This window comes from Bradyrhizobium cosmicum (genome assembly GCF_007290395.2).
GTDB classification, from domain to species: domain Bacteria; phylum Pseudomonadota; class Alphaproteobacteria; order Rhizobiales; family Xanthobacteraceae; genus Bradyrhizobium; species Bradyrhizobium cosmicum.
Genome location: NZ_CP041656.2, coordinates 3,808,746 through 3,827,958, shown reverse-complemented (window position 1 = coordinate 3,827,958; position 19,213 = coordinate 3,808,746). Strand labels below are relative to the sequence as shown.

The 19,213-nt window shown below is 63.3% G+C and carries 22 protein-coding genes and 2 pseudogenes; 8 read left to right on the top strand and 16 right to left on the bottom strand.

The window, feature by feature from the left end; genetic code table 11:
- Positions 1 to 25: 25 nt before the first annotated feature.
- Together FNV92_RS18430 and FNV92_RS18425 are read right to left on the bottom strand one after the other, a co-directional pair.
- Positions 26 to 595 carry a hypothetical protein gene (locus FNV92_RS18430; protein ID WP_143845258.1) on the bottom strand — a complete coding sequence of 190 codons (570 nt, stop codon included), beginning with the start codon at positions 593 to 595 and terminating at the stop codon, positions 26 to 28.
- Between the two features lie 580 nt (positions 596 to 1,175).
- A complete protein-coding gene (locus FNV92_RS18425; RefSeq protein WP_143845260.1) occupies positions 1,176 to 1,841 on the bottom strand; it encodes a hypothetical protein in 666 nt (221 codons plus the stop codon).
- A gap of 216 nt (positions 1,842 to 2,057) precedes the next feature.
- On the opposite strand from FNV92_RS18425, the gene FNV92_RS18420 reads away from it, so the two are divergent.
- Positions 2,058 to 2,315 carry a hypothetical protein gene (locus FNV92_RS18420; protein ID WP_244623674.1) on the top strand — a complete coding sequence of 86 codons (258 nt, stop codon included), beginning with the start codon at positions 2,058 to 2,060 and terminating at the stop codon, positions 2,313 to 2,315.
- Positions 2,316 to 2,324: 9 nt separating this feature from the next.
- On the opposite strand, the gene FNV92_RS18415 is transcribed toward FNV92_RS18420, so the two are convergent.
- The 6 genes and pseudogenes from FNV92_RS18415 to FNV92_RS18390 form a co-directional block, all read right to left on the bottom strand.
- Positions 2,325 to 2,606, bottom strand: a complete 282-nt coding sequence (locus FNV92_RS18415) for a hypothetical protein (RefSeq protein ID WP_244623675.1) — start codon at positions 2,604 to 2,606, stop codon at positions 2,325 to 2,327.
- 162 nt (positions 2,607 to 2,768) lie between these two features.
- A complete protein-coding gene (locus FNV92_RS18410; RefSeq protein WP_143845262.1) occupies positions 2,769 to 3,713 on the bottom strand; it encodes a 5'-nucleotidase in 945 nt (314 codons plus the stop codon).
- A gap of 10 nt (positions 3,714 to 3,723) precedes the next feature.
- Positions 3,724 to 4,440, bottom strand: coding sequence for an SOS response-associated peptidase (locus FNV92_RS18405; RefSeq protein ID WP_143845264.1), 717 nt, complete (start codon positions 4,438 to 4,440; stop codon positions 3,724 to 3,726).
- A 263-nt stretch (positions 4,441 to 4,703) separates the two neighbouring features.
- On the bottom strand, positions 4,704 to 5,732 hold the full coding sequence (locus FNV92_RS18400; protein WP_143845266.1) for an IS110 family RNA-guided transposase: 1,029 nt from the start codon (positions 5,730 to 5,732) through the stop codon (positions 4,704 to 4,706).
- Between the two features lie 83 nt (positions 5,733 to 5,815).
- A pseudogene (locus tag FNV92_RS18395) lies at positions 5,816 to 6,254 on the bottom strand (hypothetical protein).
- Positions 6,255 to 6,264: 10 nt separating this feature from the next.
- Entirely contained in the window at positions 6,265 to 6,648 is a 384-nt protein-coding gene (locus tag FNV92_RS18390; RefSeq protein ID WP_416377729.1) for a hypothetical protein, read from the bottom strand.
- Positions 6,649 to 6,822: 174 nt separating this feature from the next.
- Here FNV92_RS18390 and ku point away from each other — a divergent pair, with 174 nt between their 5' ends.
- From ku to FNV92_RS18360, 6 genes are all read left to right on the top strand, one after another.
- Entirely contained in the window at positions 6,823 to 7,752 is a 930-nt protein-coding gene (gene ku, locus FNV92_RS18385) for a non-homologous end joining protein Ku (RefSeq protein WP_143845269.1), read from the top strand.
- A gap of 50 nt (positions 7,753 to 7,802) precedes the next feature.
- Positions 7,803 to 8,030 (top strand): hypothetical protein, encoded by a 228-nt coding sequence (locus FNV92_RS18380; protein ID WP_143845271.1) that lies wholly within the window; start codon positions 7,803 to 7,805, stop codon positions 8,028 to 8,030.
- 232 nt (positions 8,031 to 8,262) lie between these two features.
- Positions 8,263 to 8,490, top strand: a complete 228-nt coding sequence (locus FNV92_RS18375; protein ID WP_143845273.1) for a hypothetical protein — start codon at positions 8,263 to 8,265, stop codon at positions 8,488 to 8,490.
- A 95-nt stretch (positions 8,491 to 8,585) separates the two neighbouring features.
- A complete protein-coding gene (locus FNV92_RS18370) occupies positions 8,586 to 9,512 on the top strand; it encodes a L,D-transpeptidase family protein (protein WP_143845275.1) in 927 nt (308 codons plus the stop codon).
- A gap of 305 nt (positions 9,513 to 9,817) precedes the next feature.
- Entirely contained in the window at positions 9,818 to 10,219 is a 402-nt protein-coding gene (locus FNV92_RS18365) for a hypothetical protein (RefSeq protein ID WP_186355485.1), read from the top strand.
- A gap of 199 nt (positions 10,220 to 10,418) precedes the next feature.
- Positions 10,419 to 10,979, top strand: coding sequence for a PAS domain-containing protein (locus tag FNV92_RS18360; RefSeq protein WP_143845277.1), 561 nt, complete (start codon positions 10,419 to 10,421; stop codon positions 10,977 to 10,979).
- 619 nt (positions 10,980 to 11,598) lie between these two features.
- Here FNV92_RS18360 and FNV92_RS18355 read toward each other — a convergent pair.
- The 7 genes from FNV92_RS18355 to FNV92_RS18325 form a co-directional block, all read right to left on the bottom strand.
- Entirely contained in the window at positions 11,599 to 11,811 is a 213-nt protein-coding gene (locus FNV92_RS18355) for a hypothetical protein (RefSeq protein WP_143845279.1), read from the bottom strand.
- Between the two features lie 607 nt (positions 11,812 to 12,418).
- Complete coding sequence (locus FNV92_RS18350; protein WP_168213654.1) at positions 12,419 to 13,234, bottom strand: c-type cytochrome; 816 nt, start codon at positions 13,232 to 13,234, stop codon at positions 12,419 to 12,421.
- Complete coding sequence (locus FNV92_RS18345; protein ID WP_143845284.1) at positions 13,234 to 14,856, bottom strand: b(o/a)3-type cytochrome-c oxidase subunit 1; 1,623 nt, start codon at positions 14,854 to 14,856, stop codon at positions 13,234 to 13,236. The genes FNV92_RS18350 and FNV92_RS18345 overlap by 1 nt, the downstream gene beginning before the upstream one ends.
- Entirely contained in the window at positions 14,843 to 15,406 is a 564-nt protein-coding gene (locus tag FNV92_RS18340; RefSeq protein ID WP_143845287.1) for a cupredoxin domain-containing protein, read from the bottom strand. The genes FNV92_RS18345 and FNV92_RS18340 overlap by 14 nt, the downstream gene beginning before the upstream one ends.
- The gene (locus FNV92_RS18335) at positions 15,403 to 15,582 is read right to left on the bottom strand and encodes a hypothetical protein (protein WP_028133722.1); all 180 of its coding nucleotides are present in this window, start codon (positions 15,580 to 15,582) and stop codon (positions 15,403 to 15,405) included. The genes FNV92_RS18340 and FNV92_RS18335 overlap by 4 nt, the downstream gene beginning before the upstream one ends.
- Before the next feature lie 7 nt (positions 15,583 to 15,589).
- The gene (locus tag FNV92_RS18330; protein WP_143845289.1) at positions 15,590 to 16,837 is read right to left on the bottom strand and encodes a c-type cytochrome; all 1,248 of its coding nucleotides are present in this window, start codon (positions 16,835 to 16,837) and stop codon (positions 15,590 to 15,592) included.
- A gap of 10 nt (positions 16,838 to 16,847) precedes the next feature.
- Positions 16,848 to 17,549: a c-type cytochrome gene (locus tag FNV92_RS18325; protein ID WP_143846282.1), complete on the bottom strand. Its 702-nt coding sequence runs from the start codon at positions 17,547 to 17,549 to the stop codon at positions 16,848 to 16,850.
- 309 nt (positions 17,550 to 17,858) lie between these two features.
- On the opposite strand from FNV92_RS18325, the pseudogene FNV92_RS34625 reads away from it, so the two are divergent.
- Positions 17,859 to 18,799: pseudogene (locus FNV92_RS34625) on the top strand (DUF6544 family protein).
- A gap of 53 nt (positions 18,800 to 18,852) precedes the next feature.
- Here FNV92_RS34625 and FNV92_RS18315 read toward each other — a convergent pair.
- The gene (locus tag FNV92_RS18315; protein WP_143845293.1) at positions 18,853 to 19,164 is read right to left on the bottom strand and encodes a cytochrome c; all 312 of its coding nucleotides are present in this window, start codon (positions 19,162 to 19,164) and stop codon (positions 18,853 to 18,855) included.
- Positions 19,165 to 19,213: the final 49 nt, after the last annotated feature.

Here is a 19,213-nt window from a genome sequence, read left to right as displayed (position 1 = left end):
TTCGATGGGCGCAGATCTCGGAAACTCATTCGCGCAGTCTCGTCAGGGTGCGCGGCCCCAGTGGCGTCGAATCAAGGTCCAGTTCGATCAGGTCGTTACAAGCTAAAGACATCACCGCAGAAGCAGGATCTCGGTGGCCCCGCAAGCGGCTCAGAAGCTCGCCGAGCGGCATCGCACCGTCTTCGGTGAGCGCGCCCAAGATCTGCAAGCGCAGCCCGACGTCCACGGGCCGGCCGGCGTTCTCGAAAACAGTCCTGGCGTTGGTGCAGCGAGGCTCGCGCATGACGTCGGACTCCGTCCGAACCAATGGACGAAGCCCCAGATCGAGCAAGGCCTGCGCAATCATGAGACGCTGAGCTATTGAACGGCGCGGCCTGGCCTCAACGATGTCCAGAAAATAGCGGCAATCGTCCCATGTCGAAGGCGCGGGAGGAATGGCCGGCAGATATTCGATGGATCGGACCGCCGGGTTGAGCGCAGCTTGCAGCAGCGCGTCCCTCACCAAGGGATGCCGCATCGGGATAGATCCATCGCACTTCACGGATACGAACTGGCCCACTCGGGGCAGGCGCTCGCTATTCTTTTTGATGGCCATGCTCAGTACTCTCTGCGCGTTCTTCGGGTCGGCACGATGCATAATCATCCGAGAGGCGCCTTGGCCGTCGGATTTGCCGAGGTCGGTAGATCGAGGAAGGCATCCGACTCCCAATCGTATCGGGAACGGAGGAGAACAGGGCGCTCCCTCACGACGCCTCGCCGGAGAAAGATGTCGCGACCGGCGACGATCGGAACGGGCGTGCCACGCTGGTGAAGTTTGCAGAGCGGTGCGAGTACTAAGTCGGTGGCGAACAACCGGCCCTCAGCGCCGCAATCGATGCATGCGCTTGCGGAGCGGGCCTCGGCGAGACCAATCGCTTCCTCGATCTTGAGAGCCTGTCGTTGCGGAATCTCGGACCTGCTACTCCAATGAGTGCGCAATACACCATTCTCGCAGACCATGTGAGTGAAGTAGACAGAGCCATCGTGCGCTGCAGCTGCCACTCGTTCGACAAGGCGCGTCACGATGTCCTGCCAACCCGGGGCGCAGCGGGGATATCCCGGTGCGAACGCCACTCCCCTGAAAGGCCGGACGAAAAGGGTAGGATATTTCTTGATGAGCAGTCCTTGCCAGGTACTCATGTCGTGCCTCCCAGTTTCAGTTTCATGAATTGCGCAGTCTTGCGGCTCCTCAAGGAGCTTGCGACCGCGCGATCCGAGCGACGAGCCACCCAAGCGTCGAGATCCAGCGAGGTCGAAAGGTCGCAGTAGAGAACCCGTTTGCAGATTAGATTGCAGACAATCGGCACGATGTTTCGTTCACCGACGGCATGACCCAATTCGCGAGCGCTGAGGCGCTCTCTTTCAAGAACCCGTTCAATCCGCGCGCGGAGGTCGTGGCCGACATTGAGCGCGTGGTGTTCCCAAATGCGCTCGCAGTGCCGGGCGATAGGTTGGGCACAGATCGAAAGGGCGTCCATTGCGCGTAGCGTGATGTGGTGCTGATCAAGCGCAATCAGCAGCAGCCCCTCGGTATCAATATCGCGGTCATCGCGCTCGTCCACGACGTCATACGCGACTAGGCCATCGTCGTGCTCAGCTACCAACATCCGGACGTCGACGTCTTCGCCGGCGAGGGGGAGGGAGGTGACAAAGCTCAAGGAGCGGACCCCCGGGTCCACCAGCAGTTGGACCGCCAGCCTCCGGCAGTTCGATTCATTCCCGTCACCGAGGAGCGCGCGGCCGGCGGCCGAAAGCAGATCGATCGAGCGGGAGGGACGAGAACTCAGTTTTGCCTGCGTCACAAATCGTCTCCGATTGTACCGGGAGAGATCTATCAAGCCAGGCCTCCACCCGGTCCGCGCGTCCAAACAGAGCAGGTGACAATCTAAGAGTCAAGATAGTTAGCTATCTAGGTGGTGAGCGGCCGGTCGGGAGAGGCTGATTGGGGTGTGGATATCTTGGGTTTTTCCGAAAATCAGTACTTCCGTCGGACTCGCCACGATGCTAGAAATGTCTAGATGGTCAGCTATCTGGCCGCGGAGGGCCAAGAGGTGCGCGAGCCAAAAAAGAGGGCGTCTAAGGCGCGGGCGAGAGCAGACAAGCGGAGCCAACTCTTGATTTATATGTACCCGAACATAATCCGACGGCTTAAGCTTGCAGCGCTCGCGAGGGAGCAGCCGGCATACGAACTGGCGGAAAAGGCGATCGACGAATGGCTGAAGAGCCATCAGGACGAAATTCGGCAAGGGACGGCGAAGATATCACGTGGCGAATAGGTGAGGTGGTTATCCTCGGCAACATGATCGAGGCGCGGCACACCGGCGAGGCGCTCGGGCCCTCGGGCACCTCGCGAACTTCCGGATCAGCTTGGCGTCCCTGAAGTCACCGCTGGACGGGTCTCCGGTCCGGGAGAACGCGACGGCCCGGGCGTGGCCGAGCTTCCGGGACAGCGCCTCCGCCCGCATGACGGCGGCGTTGGCGCTCAGGCATTCCGCTGGCTCGCCGGCAGCCATGCCGTCGTCGGAGAAAACGAACGGTAGAGCGACGTAATAGATCACCTCAGACATCCGCCTCGTCCATCCTTGCGTTCGCGGGGCCTGCCTCTCGGCCGGTTGCTATCGTCAAGCGAAGCCGCACGGTAAGCCGCAAGCCGAAGCTAGGACGGAACGTTGAAGGAGGCGGGGTATCGATGATGCACGCCGCCCCTCCGGATGCCGATTGGTACGGCACTAGAGACCCGCCGGAATTACCGGCTCATCGGGATTGTGCGGGCCGGGGACGTGGCCTGACGGCACGACTCCGGATGCGCCGAGGACGTGCTTTATCTGGTCGTCGAAGAAAATGTGCGCGCCGAGGGCTTTCAGGATCGGTCCCTTGGGGCGCACGCCCACGAAATGCGCTTCATCGGCCGGCGTCCCCCAGTCACGTAGGGTGTGCACCACGCGGGCATGGGCGGGCGCGTTGCGTGCCGTGACGATGGCGATCCGAACTCTGCTGACGCCTATGTCGTTCATGAAGATCTGCCGCAGGATTGAGAGCTTCCGCAGGAAGTTGCCGAACGGTCCGCCGGACATCGGCGTTTTCGCGTTCTCGCGTTCGTGTGCCAGGAAGACCTGCAGTCCTTGATTCTTGAAGAGTTCGTCGGATTCCGCGCTGAACACGACGGCGTCGCCGTCGAAAGCGATACGAACTTCGTCGCTGGGATCCTCTTGGCGGGCCTCCGGAGCCGTGCCCAGCTTCGCTGCGGCGGCTCCCGCTTCTATCGCCGCCTGCACGTCGGCGATTTCGTTGGACAAGAAGAGATCCAGCTCCCAGGCGGAGATGAAGGGGCCGAGCGACCGGCCGCTGGTGAAGCTGCCCGCCTTTATTCCGAGCCCGTAATGCTCGATGGAGTTGAACGCCCGCAGGGAAAGATCGGGTGAATTGCGCGAGAGAAGGAAGACCTCGACGTACGGTTTTTGGTCCGGCTCGTTCAGCCGCAGAAGCCTCTCCACGACTTCGTATCCGGGTCCTTTCCCGATGAGGGTGTCTTCTCGCTCGAGCTGCAGCTTCGCGTAAGCCTCGACCCCTTGGCTCTCGAACATGGCGTGCTCCTCCTCGAGATTGAAGAGGGCACGGGTCGAAATGCCTATCCGCAGCGGCTGGGATCTAAGGATCTCGCGTATGTCGGTCATGAGGCCTCGTCTACCCGACCTTGTCTTCCTTTGCACCCCGGGCCACGATCCGGAGCGCTCCGTCCCGAAGCGGACGTTGCAGTTTCAGGGCTTCCTCGGCAGGCGCGGTCATCCAGGTTTCGACCTCGTCCGGCGTCGTCAGGATCACCGGCATAGCCTTCGGGTGAATCGCGCCGACCTCGGCGTTCGGCTCCGTCGTCAGGAATGCGTAGAGGTCGTTGGTGGTCTCGCCCTCTTTGACCTTCCGAACGGACGTCCAGTTGGTCCAGATCCCGGCGAAGCAGGCGAGGGGCCGGCTTTCATCGAGCGCGAACCAGATGTCGCCGCCCGCGACCTTGTTGAACTCGCTGAAGGAGTTGAAGGGGACCACGCAGCGGTTTTCGACGCCGAGCCAGCGGCTCCAGTGTTTGCTTTTCACATTGCGGATGTTGGTCGTCCCGCCGTCGGGCTCCATCCGGAGCAATTCCTTGAAATCGATGGTCTTGCCCTTGGCCTGCAGCTTCTCGGCACGCTTCTTCGTAGCGTCCATCAGCGCCTTCGACGACGACGGCATGCCCCAGCGCGCCGTCGCGAGCTCGCGGCCCTCGGCGCCCGTCCGGACGATGGGCGCCTTGTAGTCCGGAAACACGCCCGGCATCGGCGCGAGGTTGCCGACGTAGCGGTTGACCACCCGGAACAGCTCGCCGATGGCGGCCTGGTTGGTCGTGATCGAGTAGAGATTGCAGATGTGGACGGCCCCCCACTTGTCAGGATTGTAGCAGACTTTTGGCCAGATCGCTTGCTATCAGATGTCCGGCCTGTTTGCGCGGACAAAGCCCGCTGGCCGAGATGGTGTTCGCTACGCACGCTCCAAGCACATGGGCGACACTCTTAGTGCCAGTGTAATCTTCGGAAGCTCGCGCGTATCGACCGATCGGTCCTTCCATCTACTGCGTCCTGCAAGTTAGTGGGCAATCCGCCGAGCAACCTCGCTCGCGGGCCGATTTCAGATCAAGTCGGCATGGCGGCCCCCGGCTGCTTGTACACGCCACCCGATATCATCAAGCGCCAAGCTATGCGGGCAAACTTGTTTGCCAAGGCCACCGCGACCAACTTTGGCGGCTTTCGCCCCAGCAGCGAAGCGAGCCATGGTGTGGGCTTATGACGGCCCTTTCGGATATGCCTCAGCAGTGCGGTTGCGCCGACGATCAATGTCGATCGCAGTATAGAATCTCCGGCCTTTGTAATGCCGCCGAGCCTTTGCCGGCCGCCAGTTGAATGATCCTTGGGTGTCAGCCCGAGCCACGCCGCAAAGTCGCGACCCGATCTGAACGTCTCGGGCGGCGGCGCTTTCATGCTGAGCATCGACGACCCAATCGGACCGACGCCTGGAATTGTCGCAATACGTCTACTGATGTCATCCTCGCGATGCCACTTCATCAGCTTGGCCTCGATCTTCGCCAGGCGAGCTTGGACCGCGGCATACTCGTCAGCCTGAAGGCGGAAGCGATCCCGCGCCATTTCCGGCAGGCTTTCGTCTTCGAGCACACGTTTGATGAGTGCCGCGACGTTCTGCTGGCCGGCGGGTCCGACGATACCAAACTCAGCGGCATAGCTCCTGAAAGCATTGGAAAGCTGCGACTTAACGCTGACTAGGCGTTCCCGCACAGTCATCAACATGCAAGCCGCTTGCCGTTCCTTCGACTTCACAGGTACGAACCGCATGCTGGGCCGGGTGACCCCCTCGCACAGTGCCTCGGCGTCAGCCGCGTCGTTCTTGCCGCGCTTCACGTAAGCCTTCACGTATTGAGGAGGGATCAGCTTTACCTCGTGCCCGAAAGATTGGAGCAGGCGCCCCCAATGGTGCGAGCTGCCGCAAGACTCTATGGCGACGAGAACCGGCGGAAGCCGCTCGAAGTAGCGGATCATCTCGGCTCGCCGAAATTGGCGCCGGACAACCACTACCTCATTTTCATCAACACCGTGAAGCTGGAACACCGACTTCGAGGTATCCATGCCGATACGAACGGGAATATTCATTAGACTTTCCTCTCATCTTTCTGTGACGCCGAGAGCGCCATCAAACCGTGGGGATGAGAGGCCGTCCACACCAGCACACGGCGTCAGGTCTCCGGATTTGGATGGCAGGCCCGCTGCGCAAGCTGCAGCAGCGTGGCCGGCGGCCGTCGCCCCGCCTTAGCACACTTGCTGCAGCGGAGACGGCTCGCGAGGTCGTGGACGAAGGTGGTGGGCGGATGGCGGAGCGCGGCCATGTCGACGTCCCGCTTGGTCCTGCAGCGCGAACATTCGATCTCGATCCAGGGGTACCCGCCGTTGACGGCCTGGTCGATCGTCGGCGAAGGGTCGATCGGCGTACCCAGTGCCCACAGATGTTCGTTAGGCCAGCTTGTCCGCCGTCCGGATCAGAGCCTCGCCCTTAGCCCGGGCTTCGGCCGACTGCGCGGCCAGAATCGAGGTCATCGCGCGGGCGCGGCCGAGCTCCTTGGCGAGCGCCTTGCGGTCGCCTCCGGAAAGGGGCGTCGGGTGATACTTCGGCGCCATTGAGCGGTGCCTAGGCCACATCGAAGGCCGGCCAGCACCCGTCTTCTTCGTGGCGGCCGGTCCGGTTGCTGCAAGTGTTGTCGAGCAGCCGCTGGCCGACATCCCTCCAGACCGCCTCCGGACCGTAGAGCCGCGTGGCGTCCGCCTTCTGGATCTCGACCGTCCTGCCGCAGCGCCGGCAACCCACCCTGAGAAGGTGCTGGGGCATCAGCCTCAGCTGCAGGAGGCGTCCGGGAGAGCCAGGAGTGTTGCCGACCGCTTCGGCGCGAGGGTCCTCCAGCAGGGCCTGCCAGTATTCCGGCGGCAGATCCTCGTTCGGGGCCACCCCCCGTGCGGGCGGGGCCTTTCCGTCGATCGCAGCTCCCATCTTTTCCATCTGCTTGAGTGTCGGCATGCGCCAGCTCGCGGGTCGGTCGGTCATGACGAATTAGAACATATAAGGAACAAAAGAGTCGAGTCCGTCCAAAGTCGAAAACCGGGGAAATGATGCCGGCCGTCCGTGGTGTCGGAACCGCTCCGCCCCGTTCGTCTTGAGTCCAAGTCCCCGTACCTGGAGCGTTGCTTAGCTATGGCCCCCCGCGCGAACTGGAAAGGCTTCCTTCGGCTGTCCCTCGTCACCTGTCCGGTCGCGCTCTACCCGGCGACCTCGGAGAGCGAGAAGATCTCGTTCAACCAGCTCAACCGGCAGACCGGCCATCGGATCAAGTACCTCAAGGTCGACTCCGACACCGGCGACGAGGTGCCCAACGAGGACATCGTCAAGGGCTACCAGCTCGAGAAGGACCAGTTCATCGAGGTCACGAAGGAGGAGCTCGAGGAGATCGCGCTGGAATCCACGCGCACCATCGAGATCGACGAGTTCGTCGACAGGACCGACATCGACCCGCGCTACCTGATCCGCCCCTACTACATCCGCCCCGACGGCAAGGTCGGCCACGACGCTTTCGCCGTCATCCGCGAGACCATCCGCGAGATGGACAAGGTCGCGATCGGGCGAGTGGTGCTGACCAACCGCGAGCACATCATCGCACTTGAACCGATGGACAAGGGTCTCGTCGGCACGCTGCTGCGCTATCCGTACGAAGTGCGCAGCGAGCAGGAATATTTCGACGAGATCCAGGACGTCAAAGTGACCAAGGATATGCTGGATCTTGCCAAGCACATCGTGAACCAGAAAGCCGGCCGGTTCGACCCCAAAAAATTCGAGGACCACTACGAGACCGCTCTGATCGAGCTCATTAACCAGAAGCGCGCCGGCAAGCCGATCGTGCCGAAGGACCGGCCGAAAGGCGAGAACGTCGTTGATCTGATGGATGCACTACGCAAGAGCGTCGGCGGCGCGGCGGCCGAGACGAAGGCTGCCAAGAAGCCGGTCGAGAAGGCCAAGAAGGCAGCGGCCGGCCAGAAGGAGATGCTGATGCCGATCGCCGGCAAGAAGCCGGCCAAGGAAACAGCAGTGAAGAAGCCCGCGTCAGGGGCCCGGCGGAAGTCGGCGTAGGAACCTGGGGGTCTCGATGGCGCTTGCTTCAGCAAACGTAGGAGGACCGCATGGATGAGCGCGAAACCTCGGCGATGACGGAAGCCTCCGGGCTGACGAAAGAGCAGGGCGGCTTTGAGAATCCTCCTCGAGAAAAGTCGGGGACGAGGAAGCAAACGGACCTCCGGCAGTCCGTGGATGAATTGGCCGAGCGGCTCCGGAAGGCGACGGTGGAAGCACCGCTGCGCTCGCTGTTGGCGGCTTTCGTGTTGGGAGTCTGGTTCGCTCGGCGGCGTTGAGCGTCGCGGCCGCCGGCAGTCTCCATCACCAAAGCTGAAGACTTACCGGACATGGCTTGGCATCTACGACCTCGCCATCGCGGTCCCCTCGATCAAGGCGGCGCCGGAGGCCTGGGGCGCCGGCACAGATGCTCTCCGCCTGGCCCGGAATGAGTGGCCGGAAACATACGGTCGGAACGGAACTTGTCCGCGACGCGTTGACCAAGCAGTAATCCAGATTCGGAGAATGCAGATGAAATGTATCATGTCGGTGGCCTTGGTGGCCGCGATTTCGTTCGCCTTGGCACCCGCCGCCGACGCCAAGGGCTGCATCAAAGGCGCCATCGTCGGTGCCGTCGCTGGCCACATGGCCGGACACGGCAAGCTTGGCGCCGCCGCTGGTTGCGCCATTGGTCACCACGAAGCGAACAAGGCCGACGCCAACAAGGCAAACGCTCAGGCGCCTGCGGATCGAAAGTGATGGGCTTGCGTCTTCGCGCGCTGGATCGGAGCGCGGCTTTCGGAGGTATCTTTACTTGCCTAGCGCTGGCGACGAGCTCCGCATTCGGCAAGGAAATGAAGTCTGCGGCGATCGACACCGCGGAGCCATCGAAGAAAACGCTCTCGGGCGAGAAGCCGACCCCGGCGGGGGTCAGGCTGCAGGTTCTGCTAGATCGGGCGCATTTCTCCCCCGGCGAGGTTGATGGCAGGTTCGGAGAGAATACGAAGAAGGCCCTACGCGCCTATGAGGAGGCGCAGCAATTGCCGCCCTCGGACGACGTCGGTCCTGAGGTTTGGGGGAAGCTCGCGGCGGACGGTCGTCCCGTGACGATGAACTACACCATCGCGGACAAGGACGTCGCAGGACCGTTCCTCAAGAAGCTTCCCGCGAAGATGGAGGACATGAAGGACATCCCGAAGCTGTCCTACGCGAGCCCGCGCGAAGGTTTGGCCGAGAAGTTTCATATGAGCGAGGACCTGTTGTCCGCCTTGAATCCAGGGCGCAACCTCGACCGGGCCGGAGAATCGATCGTCGTGATCGACACCGGCGCCGAGCAGGGCTCCGAGAAGGCGGCCAAGGTCGTAGTCGACAAGTCTCGCCAGACGGTGAAACTGTTCGACAAGTCGAACGCCCTGATTGGATTCTATCCCGCGACGATCGGCAGTGAGGAGAAGCCATCTCCCTCGGGCACATTGAAGGTGACGGAGATCGATCGCAATCCGACCTACCGCTACAACCCGACCTACCACTTCAAAGGCGTCCATTCGCGCAAACCGTTCGTCATCAAGCCAGGCCCGAACAATCCGGTCGGTTCGATGTGGATCAATCTCTCGGCAGATGGCTACGGCATCCACGGCACGCCGTTTCCGGGAAAGGTGTCCAAGTCGGAATCGCACGGGTGTGTCCGTCTCGCGAACTGGGACGCCGAGCGCGTCGCGGAACGGCTTTCCAAGGGCACGCCGGTAGAATTCGTCGATGAAGCGGATCGGGGCCGCCGATAAAGAAGACGACGCGTGGCACATCGCAATTTGGAGAGCCAAGCGTGTTGCGGCGGCACAAATTACGTCCGCTCGCGGGCTCAGCATTAGGGCATGCATTCCGGGCAGGTGTCGCCGATCGAATCCAGCACGTCGCGGACCTCCGCCACCGCCTGATCCGGAGACAAGCCGGTCGGGGGTCCTACCGCACTTGCCCCCGCGCAGAACTGCCAACTTCCGGCGCCATTTTCTTGCCGCGGATGCATACAATTTGTTGGCGGCATCCTACTGGCCGCCAAGGTTTGCATGCCGCAGGGAAGGATTCGTGAATGAAAGATGTTCGGGCGCTCAGGCTGGCCCGTTGGCTTTTTGCAGCTGCTGGCGTTTACGGTGTCGCTGTCCTATTGCCCCTCTACTTCCTTGAGGCAAACGTAGCCGTGGATAGGGGGGGCTTGGCCCATCCGGAATACTTCTATGGCTTCGTGGGAACGGCTCTCGCCGCACAAGGTATCTTTTTCATGATAGCGTATGACCCGCTACGCTTTCGACCGGCGATGCTGTTCGCCGTCCTTGAAAAGCTGGCGTTCTCAGTCCCGGTCTTTGCGCTATTTGGATCCGGTCGTGTTGTCAGCTCTGTGGTGACGTTCGGCGCCCTCGACTTCTTCTGGGCGATCGTGTTCGCGTCTTTGTGGCTCCTAACAGGTAAAGCTGCCTTGGACGCTCGGTTTTGATCTGCCTCATAGATGCAATTGGATGCTACCTGCAGGGCACGGCTGCCGAGCACCCTGATCTGGGCGTGAGAGTCCAGCTGGCGTCGTTGAAAAAAAGGCCCTCCGGTAGGCCAACTTCGCCGAATTATATAAGACATATCGTCGCCCGGTAGAGGCTGCTCGGACGGCTCGTTAAGACGTGGCGGGTAGTTTTTGAGCCATGCGATACACGGACGGTTCATTTGCCGATGTGAAATCCATCAGTCAGCAGGCCATGTGCCGGTACTGGGCACGCACGGCCGGCGATCTGCCCTTTCCCTCGCTCGATCAGTTCAGACCGGAAGCGCGGCTGCATGACCCAAAACAACTGATCATCTGGAGTGTTGAGCGACAGGGAGACGGGCACATATTTCGAGCGCTTTACCAAGGCGCCAGCGTAGGAGAGGTCTTCAATTCGAGCTGGGCCGGGAAATCGATGGAAGAGGTTCTGCCACCAGCGTTGAAGGAGTTCGGTCTAGAGGCCGCCGAACAATGCGTGACCAGCGGCTGCGCCATCTACAATGTGTTTTCGACCTACAACAGCGGCGGCCATACGATCGATTGCGAGCGCTTGCTCCTGCCTTTGGGAAGCGCGGGCCGTGTCGAGCAAATGGTTGGGTCCCTTCAACTGATCAGCATGGCGGGATCCTTCAACCGCGAGACCGTCATCCGACACTTCGAATGGAAAACGGACGTATCCTGCGCAATCCGCATCTACGCTTCAGGCGGTCTCCGGCAATGATCACAATCGACACGCGAGGAGCGGGAAGCGCACGGCACTTCTTAGCCGGATGCGCGATGGAGCGGATTGGGCGGGGCATCTCCAGACGCTAGACAGCCCCTGGGTGAGTATGCTGCCGACCCCGGATTGCTACGGTCCCACTGGTGCGTGATCGGCTACGATCTTCAACTACATTTTCGCCTATGGATCCCCCCTATGACTCCGCGCGCGAGGCCATCGCGGCAATGAAGCTTGCCGCCGAAGCCGACGGGCTAGAACGGCAGAGATGGATCACCGCTGCGCTGGCGTGGTCGGAACTCGCTCGCCTACGCGGGAATGCCGAGGACAACCTGCCTGAAGGGTGCCCTACGCCGTAGCTCGTTCCGTGCAAGGCGCAGCGCCTCCCCGCACGGCTCTCCAAGCCGCTAGGATCGCGGTAGAATCGCGTTCAGGGGAAAACGCGATGCCGCACCCGCTTACGGAATCAATCGTCCCTGGTGAGGCCTAAAGCACCGGTAGGGCGAGCAAGCTTGGTCCGCGGGAGGCGTCTGTCGGCGGCTCCCTCGCGCACTGCGAGACGGCCGCCAAGCTTCATCGGGTGGGCGCTGCGGCACCATGAAAAACGACACGGGCGTGGGCGTCAGGTCTCGCCGGGTCCGGTGAGGCTCGATGCAGCCGGCGTCGTGCGAGACGCCGGCGGCGGAAGCTCGGTCGGTCCGGATGCCGAGGGCCGACCGCTCCTGCTGTCATACCGCTTGGCGAGATTCAGGAGACGACGCCGGGTGAACGGATCAGCCTTCTCGGCCATACCGCGGACCCTTTGGGCCAGACCTCGGTAGAACTCCTGCTCCATGACACGCCCCTCAACATTACTGCCGAGAGTTGGTTGCTCTGCGGCCACGGAGTCAAGAAGGGACGTAATAGTATAGTGCGTGAACCCGACCAAGCTTTATCGGCCAGCTTGAGCTCGCGACCTCGACTGAACTAGAGTGCCATAGCAGGGGAAAACAGATGGCCATGCTCCATCCGGTCCGGAAGGCGTGCCCGGCGTGCGGCAACCCGATGAAAGCTGTGTCCGACGAAGCTTCGAAACGGCCACGGCGGTACGTCTGCACCAATTGCAACGATGATCCGCTACGCGACCCCGCCGCCCGAAAGTGGGCGGATGGCCCGTTGCGGCCTCCGGAGCCCTAGGTCTTCGCTGCGCGCGGTCATTGGTGTCGAGCATGGAACGGGCTCGGCCGGATACCGTTGGTGTGGCAGGCGCGCGCGAATGCAGGGCCTGCGTGGCTTCGCCCCCAAGCCCCCCAGCCCCTACAAGGCGGGGCCACGCTCCACCCGCCTTCCGCAGAATTTTTCGTTGTCCGTAACTTGCGTGAATCCCCGGCCCGGCGGTTTCGGGCAGAGCGCTGCTTTTGCCGGGGAGACCTGCTGTGTAGCGTTCGTGTGCGAGGGGCATGTCAGTCCGTCGCCTTCACGATCTCGACTGGCTGCGAGGCATAGTAGGCCGCCGCCTCCTCGATCTCCTGCGGCGTCATCGCGCGGGCGATGTTGCGCATCTGCTGACTGATGTCGTTCGTGCGCTGGCCGGACGCGAAGGCCTGAAGCTGCGCCTTCAGATAGGCCTCTGACTGCCCTTCGAGCCACGGACTGCCGGTCTTGTTGTCGAGGCTGCCGTGGCAGGAGCCGCAGGGCGCGATGCCGCGGATCGGGGCCCCGTAGATCACGATGCGCGGTCTCGGCAGCTGCGGGGTCGGGTGGTACGCCGGCAGCCGCGGCAGATAGGCGTAGTAGGCGGCGAGATCCGCCATATCCTGGTCCTTCAGGTCGACGGCGAACGGCGACATCACGGCATTGCTGCGGCCGCCAGAACGGAAGTCGAGCAGTTCCTTGTAGATCACGCTCGCGTACTGGCCGGCCAGGTTAGGCGAGTCCGCGCGGCTGATCCCGGTCGGGCCGTGGCAGATCGCGCAGCGTTGCGCGAGGGTCGCGCCGCGGCCGATCGATTCCTGGCCGGGCCTGGCCAGCATCGTCGGTGTCAGGACCGCCTCGGACAGGCGCGGTCCCACCTTGGCGGTCGGAACGGCGGCGGAGCGCTGGGGCAGGCCCGCCGCGCTGCAGATCGCGTCCCACAGCCCGGCGAATTTGAGCTCCTTTTGCGCGTAAGGCAGCACGATGAAGCCACCGATGGCCGTAAGCAGGAACAGCCCCGCAGCGATGCCGACCCCAGCGGAAAAGTACGGATTCCGGAACGTGAACAGTTCGCGGGCGCTCATCATTGCGCTCCCACGTAGACGGCCGGCACCGAGTTGTCGGATCGGACTGCCAGCGTCAGTATGGGGTAGGCGTAGTTCGTGACCGTCAGTCCGATCATCAGCGCCACCCAGATCGCGTAGCTGTTCAGCGCGAGCGGCACCGTGCGGACAGGGTGAACGGGCGCGCTGAAGCGGTATGCGCCGGCATCCGCGGCCGGCTGGCGATGCGCGGTCGCGAGGATGTACAGGAACAGCAGGCCCGAGATCAGCAGGACGAACGCGCCGATCGCCGACAGCGTGACCGAGAACGCCTGCGGCGAGATGGCCGGGTCGGAATAGTCGTAGTAGGCCATGCGGCGCGGCATGCCGAGGATGCCCACCCAGTGCCACGGGAAGGTCGTGACGATCATGCCGACGAACCAAAGCCACAGCTGGGCGCGCACGAGCTTCAGACCGGGCAGTGCTCGCCCGGTCAGATGGGGCCAAAGGTCGTAGGCGATGGCGAAGTACATGATCACGATGGCGCCGCCGAAGATCAGGTGGAAGTGGCCGGTGATCCACTGCGTGTTGTGGATCGTGGCGTCGAGCTGATAGCTCATGTTGATGAGCCCGCCGGCGCCGCCGAAGCCGAGCAGGACGAACGAGAAGGTGACCGCCAGCATGATGGGATTGTCCCACGGCAGCGCCATGATCCAGCCGAAGGCGCCGCGGCCGCCGCGCAGGCGCGCCGCGATCTCTACCGACGCGCAGATCGTGAACACGGTGAGCAGGGTCGGGAGCGCGACGAGTGCGGTGAAGGCGGAGTGGATGAACTTGAAGCCCGCGCCGACCTGCGGATCGGCGAAGGTGTGGTGGATGCCGATCGGCATCGCGACGACCAGGAACAGGATGAACGCGATCCGCCCCATCGTGTCGCTATAGAGCCGGCCGCCGATCGCGCGCGGCACGATGGTGTAGTAGGCGATGTAGGTCGGCATCAGCCAGAAATAGACAATGGCGTGCAGGGTCCAGGAGAAGAACACGCGCGCGAGTCCCGCGTCGATGGTGGTCCTCCAGCCGAGCGCGACCGGAATGATCTGCAGCAGGAGTTCGAGCGCGGCACCGACGGCGGTCCAGGCCCAGAGGTAGGAGCCGGCGACGTTGGCGAACATCGCGAGCGGAACGGGCTCTCCGGGGTGTTCGCGCCGCCATACCCGCAGGTTGATGGACATCAGCGCGACCCAAATCCAGGAGCCGACCACGACCAGCACGACGCCGATGTAATAGAACGCGCTGCCGATCAGCGGCGGGTAGAAGGTGTAGAGCACCGAAGCGCGGCCTAGCGCGACCGGCACCATCGCCATGACGCTACCCGCCACGATCAGCCAGAATCCCGCCCAGGCCCAGCGCACGCCGACGAGAGGCTGCTTCAGTGCCGACTCCGAGATCGCGTAGCCGAAGCCCATGGCGACTAGCGTCGGGAAGACGTAGCCCATCACCGTGCCGTGCGCGGTCAGCGAGCGGTAGTACCATTCCGGATTGCTGATCCATGTGTACAGCGGGCTGCGCACGAACATCTGCCAAGCGCCGAGGAAGAGTGCGAGCCCGAACACGGCGAACGCCACCCAGAAATGCGCGAGGACGAGCTTTCTATTCACCAACACAGCTCAGCCTCCCGCCGCTCTTCGCCTTGGCGGCGAACTCCTCTTTGTCGATCACCTTGACCTTGCCCCACATGCCTTCATGGCCGAAGCTGCAGAATTCCTGGCACGGCATCAGATGGTCGCCGAGTTTCTCGAAGCGCATCAATTGCTCGGAGACGTAGCCTGGCACCAGCATGGTGTTGACGTTGGTGCCCTGGACGAGGATCCCGTGGACCACGTCGGCGCTGGTGGCGCGCAGCGTGATCGGCGTTTGGGCCGGCACCAGGATGCAGGCCGGCGTAAAGGAATACTGCTGGCCGATGGCACGGACCGTCACCGCGCCGTTCGGCTCCAGCACGCTGCCGAGATTGGATTCGACGAACTCGCCCGAGAGGTGCAGCCGCGTCGGATCGATGGTCTCGACGCGCGGCTGCGGCATGGTGACCTGGTGGATGCCGGCGAACGCGGCCAGCACGGCGAGCACCACGATGACGATCACCGAGACGGTCGCCCAGCGCCGCTCCGTGCGCGCGGCGACCTCGGCGCCGTGGTTGCCGTCCTGGACGGTCATTGCAGGGCTCCGCGCGGGAGGAAGACGAAGAGGTAGAACGCGAACCACATTCCCACCACCAGCGCCGTAGCTATCCCGGCCACCGTCAGTGCTCCGCCCGGTCCGGCGGCCACGATGCGATCGACGCGGTCATCCGCGGTGGACTCGGTCTGCTCGGGAAGGTCCGTGTTGATCATCGGGGCCTCAGTTCAGCGGGGCGGAGCGGAGCTCGTCGGCGTCGCGGGCGCTGACCGGCGCGCCGCGATTGCCCCATGCGGTGCGGATGTAGGAGACCACGGCGGCGACCTCATTGTCGGACAGAAGGCCTGCGAAGGGCGGCATCCCGTAGGGACGAGGATTTCCTTCCGTGCCCGGCGGGTAGCCGCCATTCAGCACCATCCGGATCGCATTGACGGCGGACTCCATCTCGATCGACTGGTTGTTGGCGAGAGGGGGCCAGTGTGGCGGCTTGCCCTCGCCTTGAGCGCCGTGACAGTTCGCGCAACGGGCGTCGTAGACGGTCTTGCCGAGGCTGATCAGAAGACTGCTCTCGCTCGTCGGCAGGACCGGCGAGCTCGCCGGCGTGCGCGACGTCGGCTCGGCGATGCTCTTCAGATAGATCGCCATGGCCTTGGTGTCTTCGTCGGTCAGGTACTGCAGGCTGTTGTGCACGACTTCGGCCATCGGGCCGTAGACGACACCGCGGGCCGACACGCCGGTCTTCAGGAGGTCGGTGATGTCCTTGATGCTCCAATCGCCGAGGCCGGCCTCGCGGTTCGAGGTGAGCGAAGGCGCGTACCAGTTTTGCATCGGAATGAGGCCGCCCTTGAAGGCATCAGATTGGGATGTGCCGCCGAGCGCGTTGATCGGGGAGTGGCACATGCCGCAATGGCCAAGCCCTTCGACCAGATAGGCGCCGCGATTCCATTCGGCGGACTTTGAAGGATCCGGCTTGTACTCGCCCTCGCTGAAGAACAGCGTGCGCCACCCGAGGATCAATTGACGGTTGGAGTAGGGGAATCGGAGGTCGTGCTCCCGGTTCTTCTGGTTCACCGGCGGGATCGACTTCAGATAGGCGAAGATCGCGGCGCTGTCGGCCTGGGTCACCTTGGTGTAGGAGGCGAACGGCATCGCCGGGTACATCAAGCCGCCGTCCGGAAAACGGCCCGTGTGCATGGCCTTGTAGAAATCCTCGGTGGTCCACTTGCCGATACCGGTCTCGCGATCGGGCGTGATGTTGGACGAGTAGAGCGTGCCGAACGGCGTCGGCATCGGGCGCCCTCCGGCGAAGATGCGACCCTCAGGGGCCGTGTGGCAGGCGATGCAGTCGCCGGCGCGGGCGAGATACTCGCCGCGTTTGACGATGTCACCGGGGGAGCTCTGCTGCTGCCCGTAGGCACAACCCGCCACCAACGAGAACAGAAGACCAAGGATTCGTGCGCGTGAGAGCATCGCCGCCTCCTCAATCCGGTTCGCTTCCGCACGCGAAGGGCAGAACGTAGGCGCCCTTGGGAGCGGGAGCGATGACAATCGGAGCGGGCCGGGTCGCGAGGTAGGCCGCCACCGCGGTGACGTCCGCCTCCGTCAGTCGTGCCGCGACCTGCTGCATGCAATCCGGAGCCTTCGCCGTCCGCGTGCCGTAGCGCCAAGCGCCCAACTGCGCGCTGACGTAGTTCGGGCGCAGTCCGAGGAGACCGGGGATGCCGGGCTCCATGCCCGTGAGGCCTGGCCCGTGACAACTGCCGCAAGCCGGAATTTGCCGCACCGGGTCGCCACGCGAGACCAAAGCCTGGCCGTGCTGCAGGACCTCCTTGCTGGCGTCGCTCGCTGCCGGCGCGGGAAGCGGCGGACGCTGCTCGGCGAAGTATTCGGCCATGTCCAGCAGGTAGGGATCGCCGAGATATTCGAGCAGATAGTTCATCGGCGGGTACTTCCGCCGGCCGTTCTTGAACGCGAGAAGCTGGTTGTAAAGATAGCCGGCGGGCTTGCCCGCTAGGCGGGGAAAGTAAACATCGCTGGTGCCTTCGCCCTGTTTGCCATGGCAAGGGGAGCACGCTTCGACGCGCGCCTCCATGGTATCGGGCGGCTGGCCAGGTGTCTGAGCCGAAACGGGAAAAGTCTGGACCGAGATCGCCAGCCCCACCCCTGCAATCGCAATTCGCATCCGCACGCGGCACCCCAATGCTGCGTAAATCAGGGGCTCAACGTCGGACGGCGAAATTTGTTCCGGATTCTGGAACTGGGCGGCGAGGCGGGAAGGCGACGCGGGGATCCCATGCCATAACCGGGCCCGGCGGCAATGGCCGCTAGGCCGGGTTTGTCAGTCCAAGATGTGTCCTCGACCCGCAAGCCGATGATGTTCGGCGGAGCCGCTCTCCGAGCCGGCCCCATATAGCGGTCGCAAATTGAGGCGCGAAGCCCGGAGTGCCTAGGAGTCCGAGCTCCGCAACCGTAACAGCACCGACGCGAAACGATGCCGCTCGGTACGGAATCAACTCTACGCCGCCGCGGCGATGTTCGCCTTGATGCATCTCAAGTTCGAATGGCCCGCCCCTCGGTATGCATCGACATCGCGCAAGGCAGCTACTCTCCTTCTCGAGTCCTTGCAGCGGAGGCGAGGACACCGCCCTCGACGCTGCTCGGGTTGCGCCGCCACAAGAGTGCACATTTCGAAAGTCCTGACACTCACCTGAACCATGCCACGTCGCCCGCTAAGGCACTGGCCCGCGGCGCGATGCCGCCGCCCGTGACGGGGTCGCTTCCAACCGAGGTGGCGGAGCTCGCGCGCAAGCTGGGCGCGGATGGCGACTGCCGCGTGGTGCAGCTGTCGCAACTCGGGCGGATGAGCAGCGGTCCCTCGAGCCGCTGGATACGCTTCCGTGCCCTCGATGAAATCGAGACTTCCGCGACGGCCTTCGATTGGGAAGCCAGATTTGGCCCGCTGTCTTGTTTGAGGGTCGTGGACCGGCTTTCCTCGGAGGCTGCTGCATCCGAGCTTCGCTTTTTGGGCTTCCGTCTTAGCGGCGCGCCGGCGGACGAGACTGCGCTCCGAAAAGGGCAGATCATGCGATACTTGGCTGAGCTTGCGTGGGCGCCGACGCGATCCTGTGCAACGGGTCGCTGGAGTGGCAGGTCCGCGAAGACGGCTTTAGCGTCTCTCATCCGTCAGCTCACGGGCGCATCTCGGTCGAGATCCAACTGGACGAGGCGGGGCGCATCGGATGTGTCTCCGCGAAGGATAGACCGCGCATGGAGACCGGCCGTTTCGTCGACCGGCCTTGGCGCGGCAGCTTCGCGGACTACCGCCTCCGCAATGGCCGATGGATACCTTTTCGCGGAGAGGTCGGCTGGCATCTCGACGGAAACTGGCATCCGGTCTGGACGGCCGAACTCACGGATTGGCGTTTCGAATGAGGAGAGCGCTTCGGTGCGGCTCCATCACGTCTGAACGGCTTCGAGCTGGCGCTTCATCTCAGTGACCGGATGTAGTCGGCCAAGTCCGCGATTTCCGCCCGGTTCAGCGACAGGCTCGGCATGTTCGGGTGCGGCATGAGGAGCAGGAAAGCGAGCTTGTTCTGGTCGAATTCGGGCGCCTTCCCGATGGACGCGAAGGGCGGAGCCTGATCGGTAGCGCTCGTCTGACCGCGCTCCACCACATGGCAGCTTGCGCACCAGCGCGTGGCGATGTCCTTGCCGTTGACGGCGTCGGCCGCGAAAGAGGGCATGACAATGCCGAGCAGGAAACATGCAGTGGCCAACGATCCGAATGCTTGCGACATGTTCAGCCTTCCATGACTTGGTCAGCGCTCGTCCGGTGCGGCGGCGGCC

What these genes read in the sequence shown, in the direction of transcription:
- FNV92_RS18430 (WP_143845258.1), bottom strand. Translation starts at nt 595, where the DNA reads ATGGCCATCAAAAAGAATAGCGAGCGCCTGCCCCGAGTGGGCCAGTTC.
- FNV92_RS18420 (WP_244623674.1), top strand. Translation starts at nt 2,058, where the DNA reads ATGGTCAGCTATCTGGCCGCGGAGGGCCAAGAGGTGCGCGAGCCAAAA.
- FNV92_RS18415 (WP_244623675.1), bottom strand. Translation starts at nt 2,606, where the DNA reads ATGTCTGAGGTGATCTATTACGTCGCTCTACCGTTCGTTTTCTCCGAC.
- FNV92_RS18410 (WP_143845262.1), bottom strand. Translation starts at nt 3,713, where the DNA reads ATGACCGACATACGCGAGATCCTTAGATCCCAGCCGCTGCGGATAGGC.
- FNV92_RS18400 (WP_143845266.1), bottom strand. Translation starts at nt 5,732, where the DNA reads ATGAATATTCCCGTTCGTATCGGCATGGATACCTCGAAGTCGGTGTTC.
- FNV92_RS18390 (WP_416377729.1), bottom strand. Translation starts at nt 6,648, where the DNA reads ATGCCGACACTCAAGCAGATGGAAAAGATGGGAGCTGCGATCGACGGA.
- ku (WP_143845269.1), top strand. Translation starts at nt 6,823, where the DNA reads ATGGCCCCCCGCGCGAACTGGAAAGGCTTCCTTCGGCTGTCCCTCGTC.
- FNV92_RS18380 (WP_143845271.1), top strand. Translation starts at nt 7,803, where the DNA reads ATGGATGAGCGCGAAACCTCGGCGATGACGGAAGCCTCCGGGCTGACG.
- FNV92_RS18375 (WP_143845273.1), top strand. Translation starts at nt 8,263, where the DNA reads ATGAAATGTATCATGTCGGTGGCCTTGGTGGCCGCGATTTCGTTCGCC.
- FNV92_RS18370 (WP_143845275.1), top strand. Translation starts at nt 8,586, where the DNA reads ATGAAGTCTGCGGCGATCGACACCGCGGAGCCATCGAAGAAAACGCTC.
- FNV92_RS18365 (WP_186355485.1), top strand. Translation starts at nt 9,818, where the DNA reads ATGAAAGATGTTCGGGCGCTCAGGCTGGCCCGTTGGCTTTTTGCAGCT.
- FNV92_RS18360 (WP_143845277.1), top strand. Translation starts at nt 10,419, where the DNA reads ATGCGATACACGGACGGTTCATTTGCCGATGTGAAATCCATCAGTCAG.
- FNV92_RS18355 (WP_143845279.1), bottom strand. Translation starts at nt 11,811, where the DNA reads ATGGAGCAGGAGTTCTACCGAGGTCTGGCCCAAAGGGTCCGCGGTATG.
- FNV92_RS18350 (WP_168213654.1), bottom strand. Translation starts at nt 13,234, where the DNA reads ATGAGCGCCCGCGAACTGTTCACGTTCCGGAATCCGTACTTTTCCGCT.
- FNV92_RS18340 (WP_143845287.1), bottom strand. Translation starts at nt 15,406, where the DNA reads ATGACCGTCCAGGACGGCAACCACGGCGCCGAGGTCGCCGCGCGCACG.
- FNV92_RS18335 (WP_028133722.1), bottom strand. Translation starts at nt 15,582, where the DNA reads ATGATCAACACGGACCTTCCCGAGCAGACCGAGTCCACCGCGGATGAC.
- FNV92_RS18330 (WP_143845289.1), bottom strand. Translation starts at nt 16,837, where the DNA reads ATGCTCTCACGCGCACGAATCCTTGGTCTTCTGTTCTCGTTGGTGGCG.
- FNV92_RS18325 (WP_143846282.1), bottom strand. Translation starts at nt 17,549, where the DNA reads ATGCGAATTGCGATTGCAGGGGTGGGGCTGGCGATCTCGGTCCAGACT.
- FNV92_RS18315 (WP_143845293.1), bottom strand. Translation starts at nt 19,164, where the DNA reads ATGTCGCAAGCATTCGGATCGTTGGCCACTGCATGTTTCCTGCTCGGC.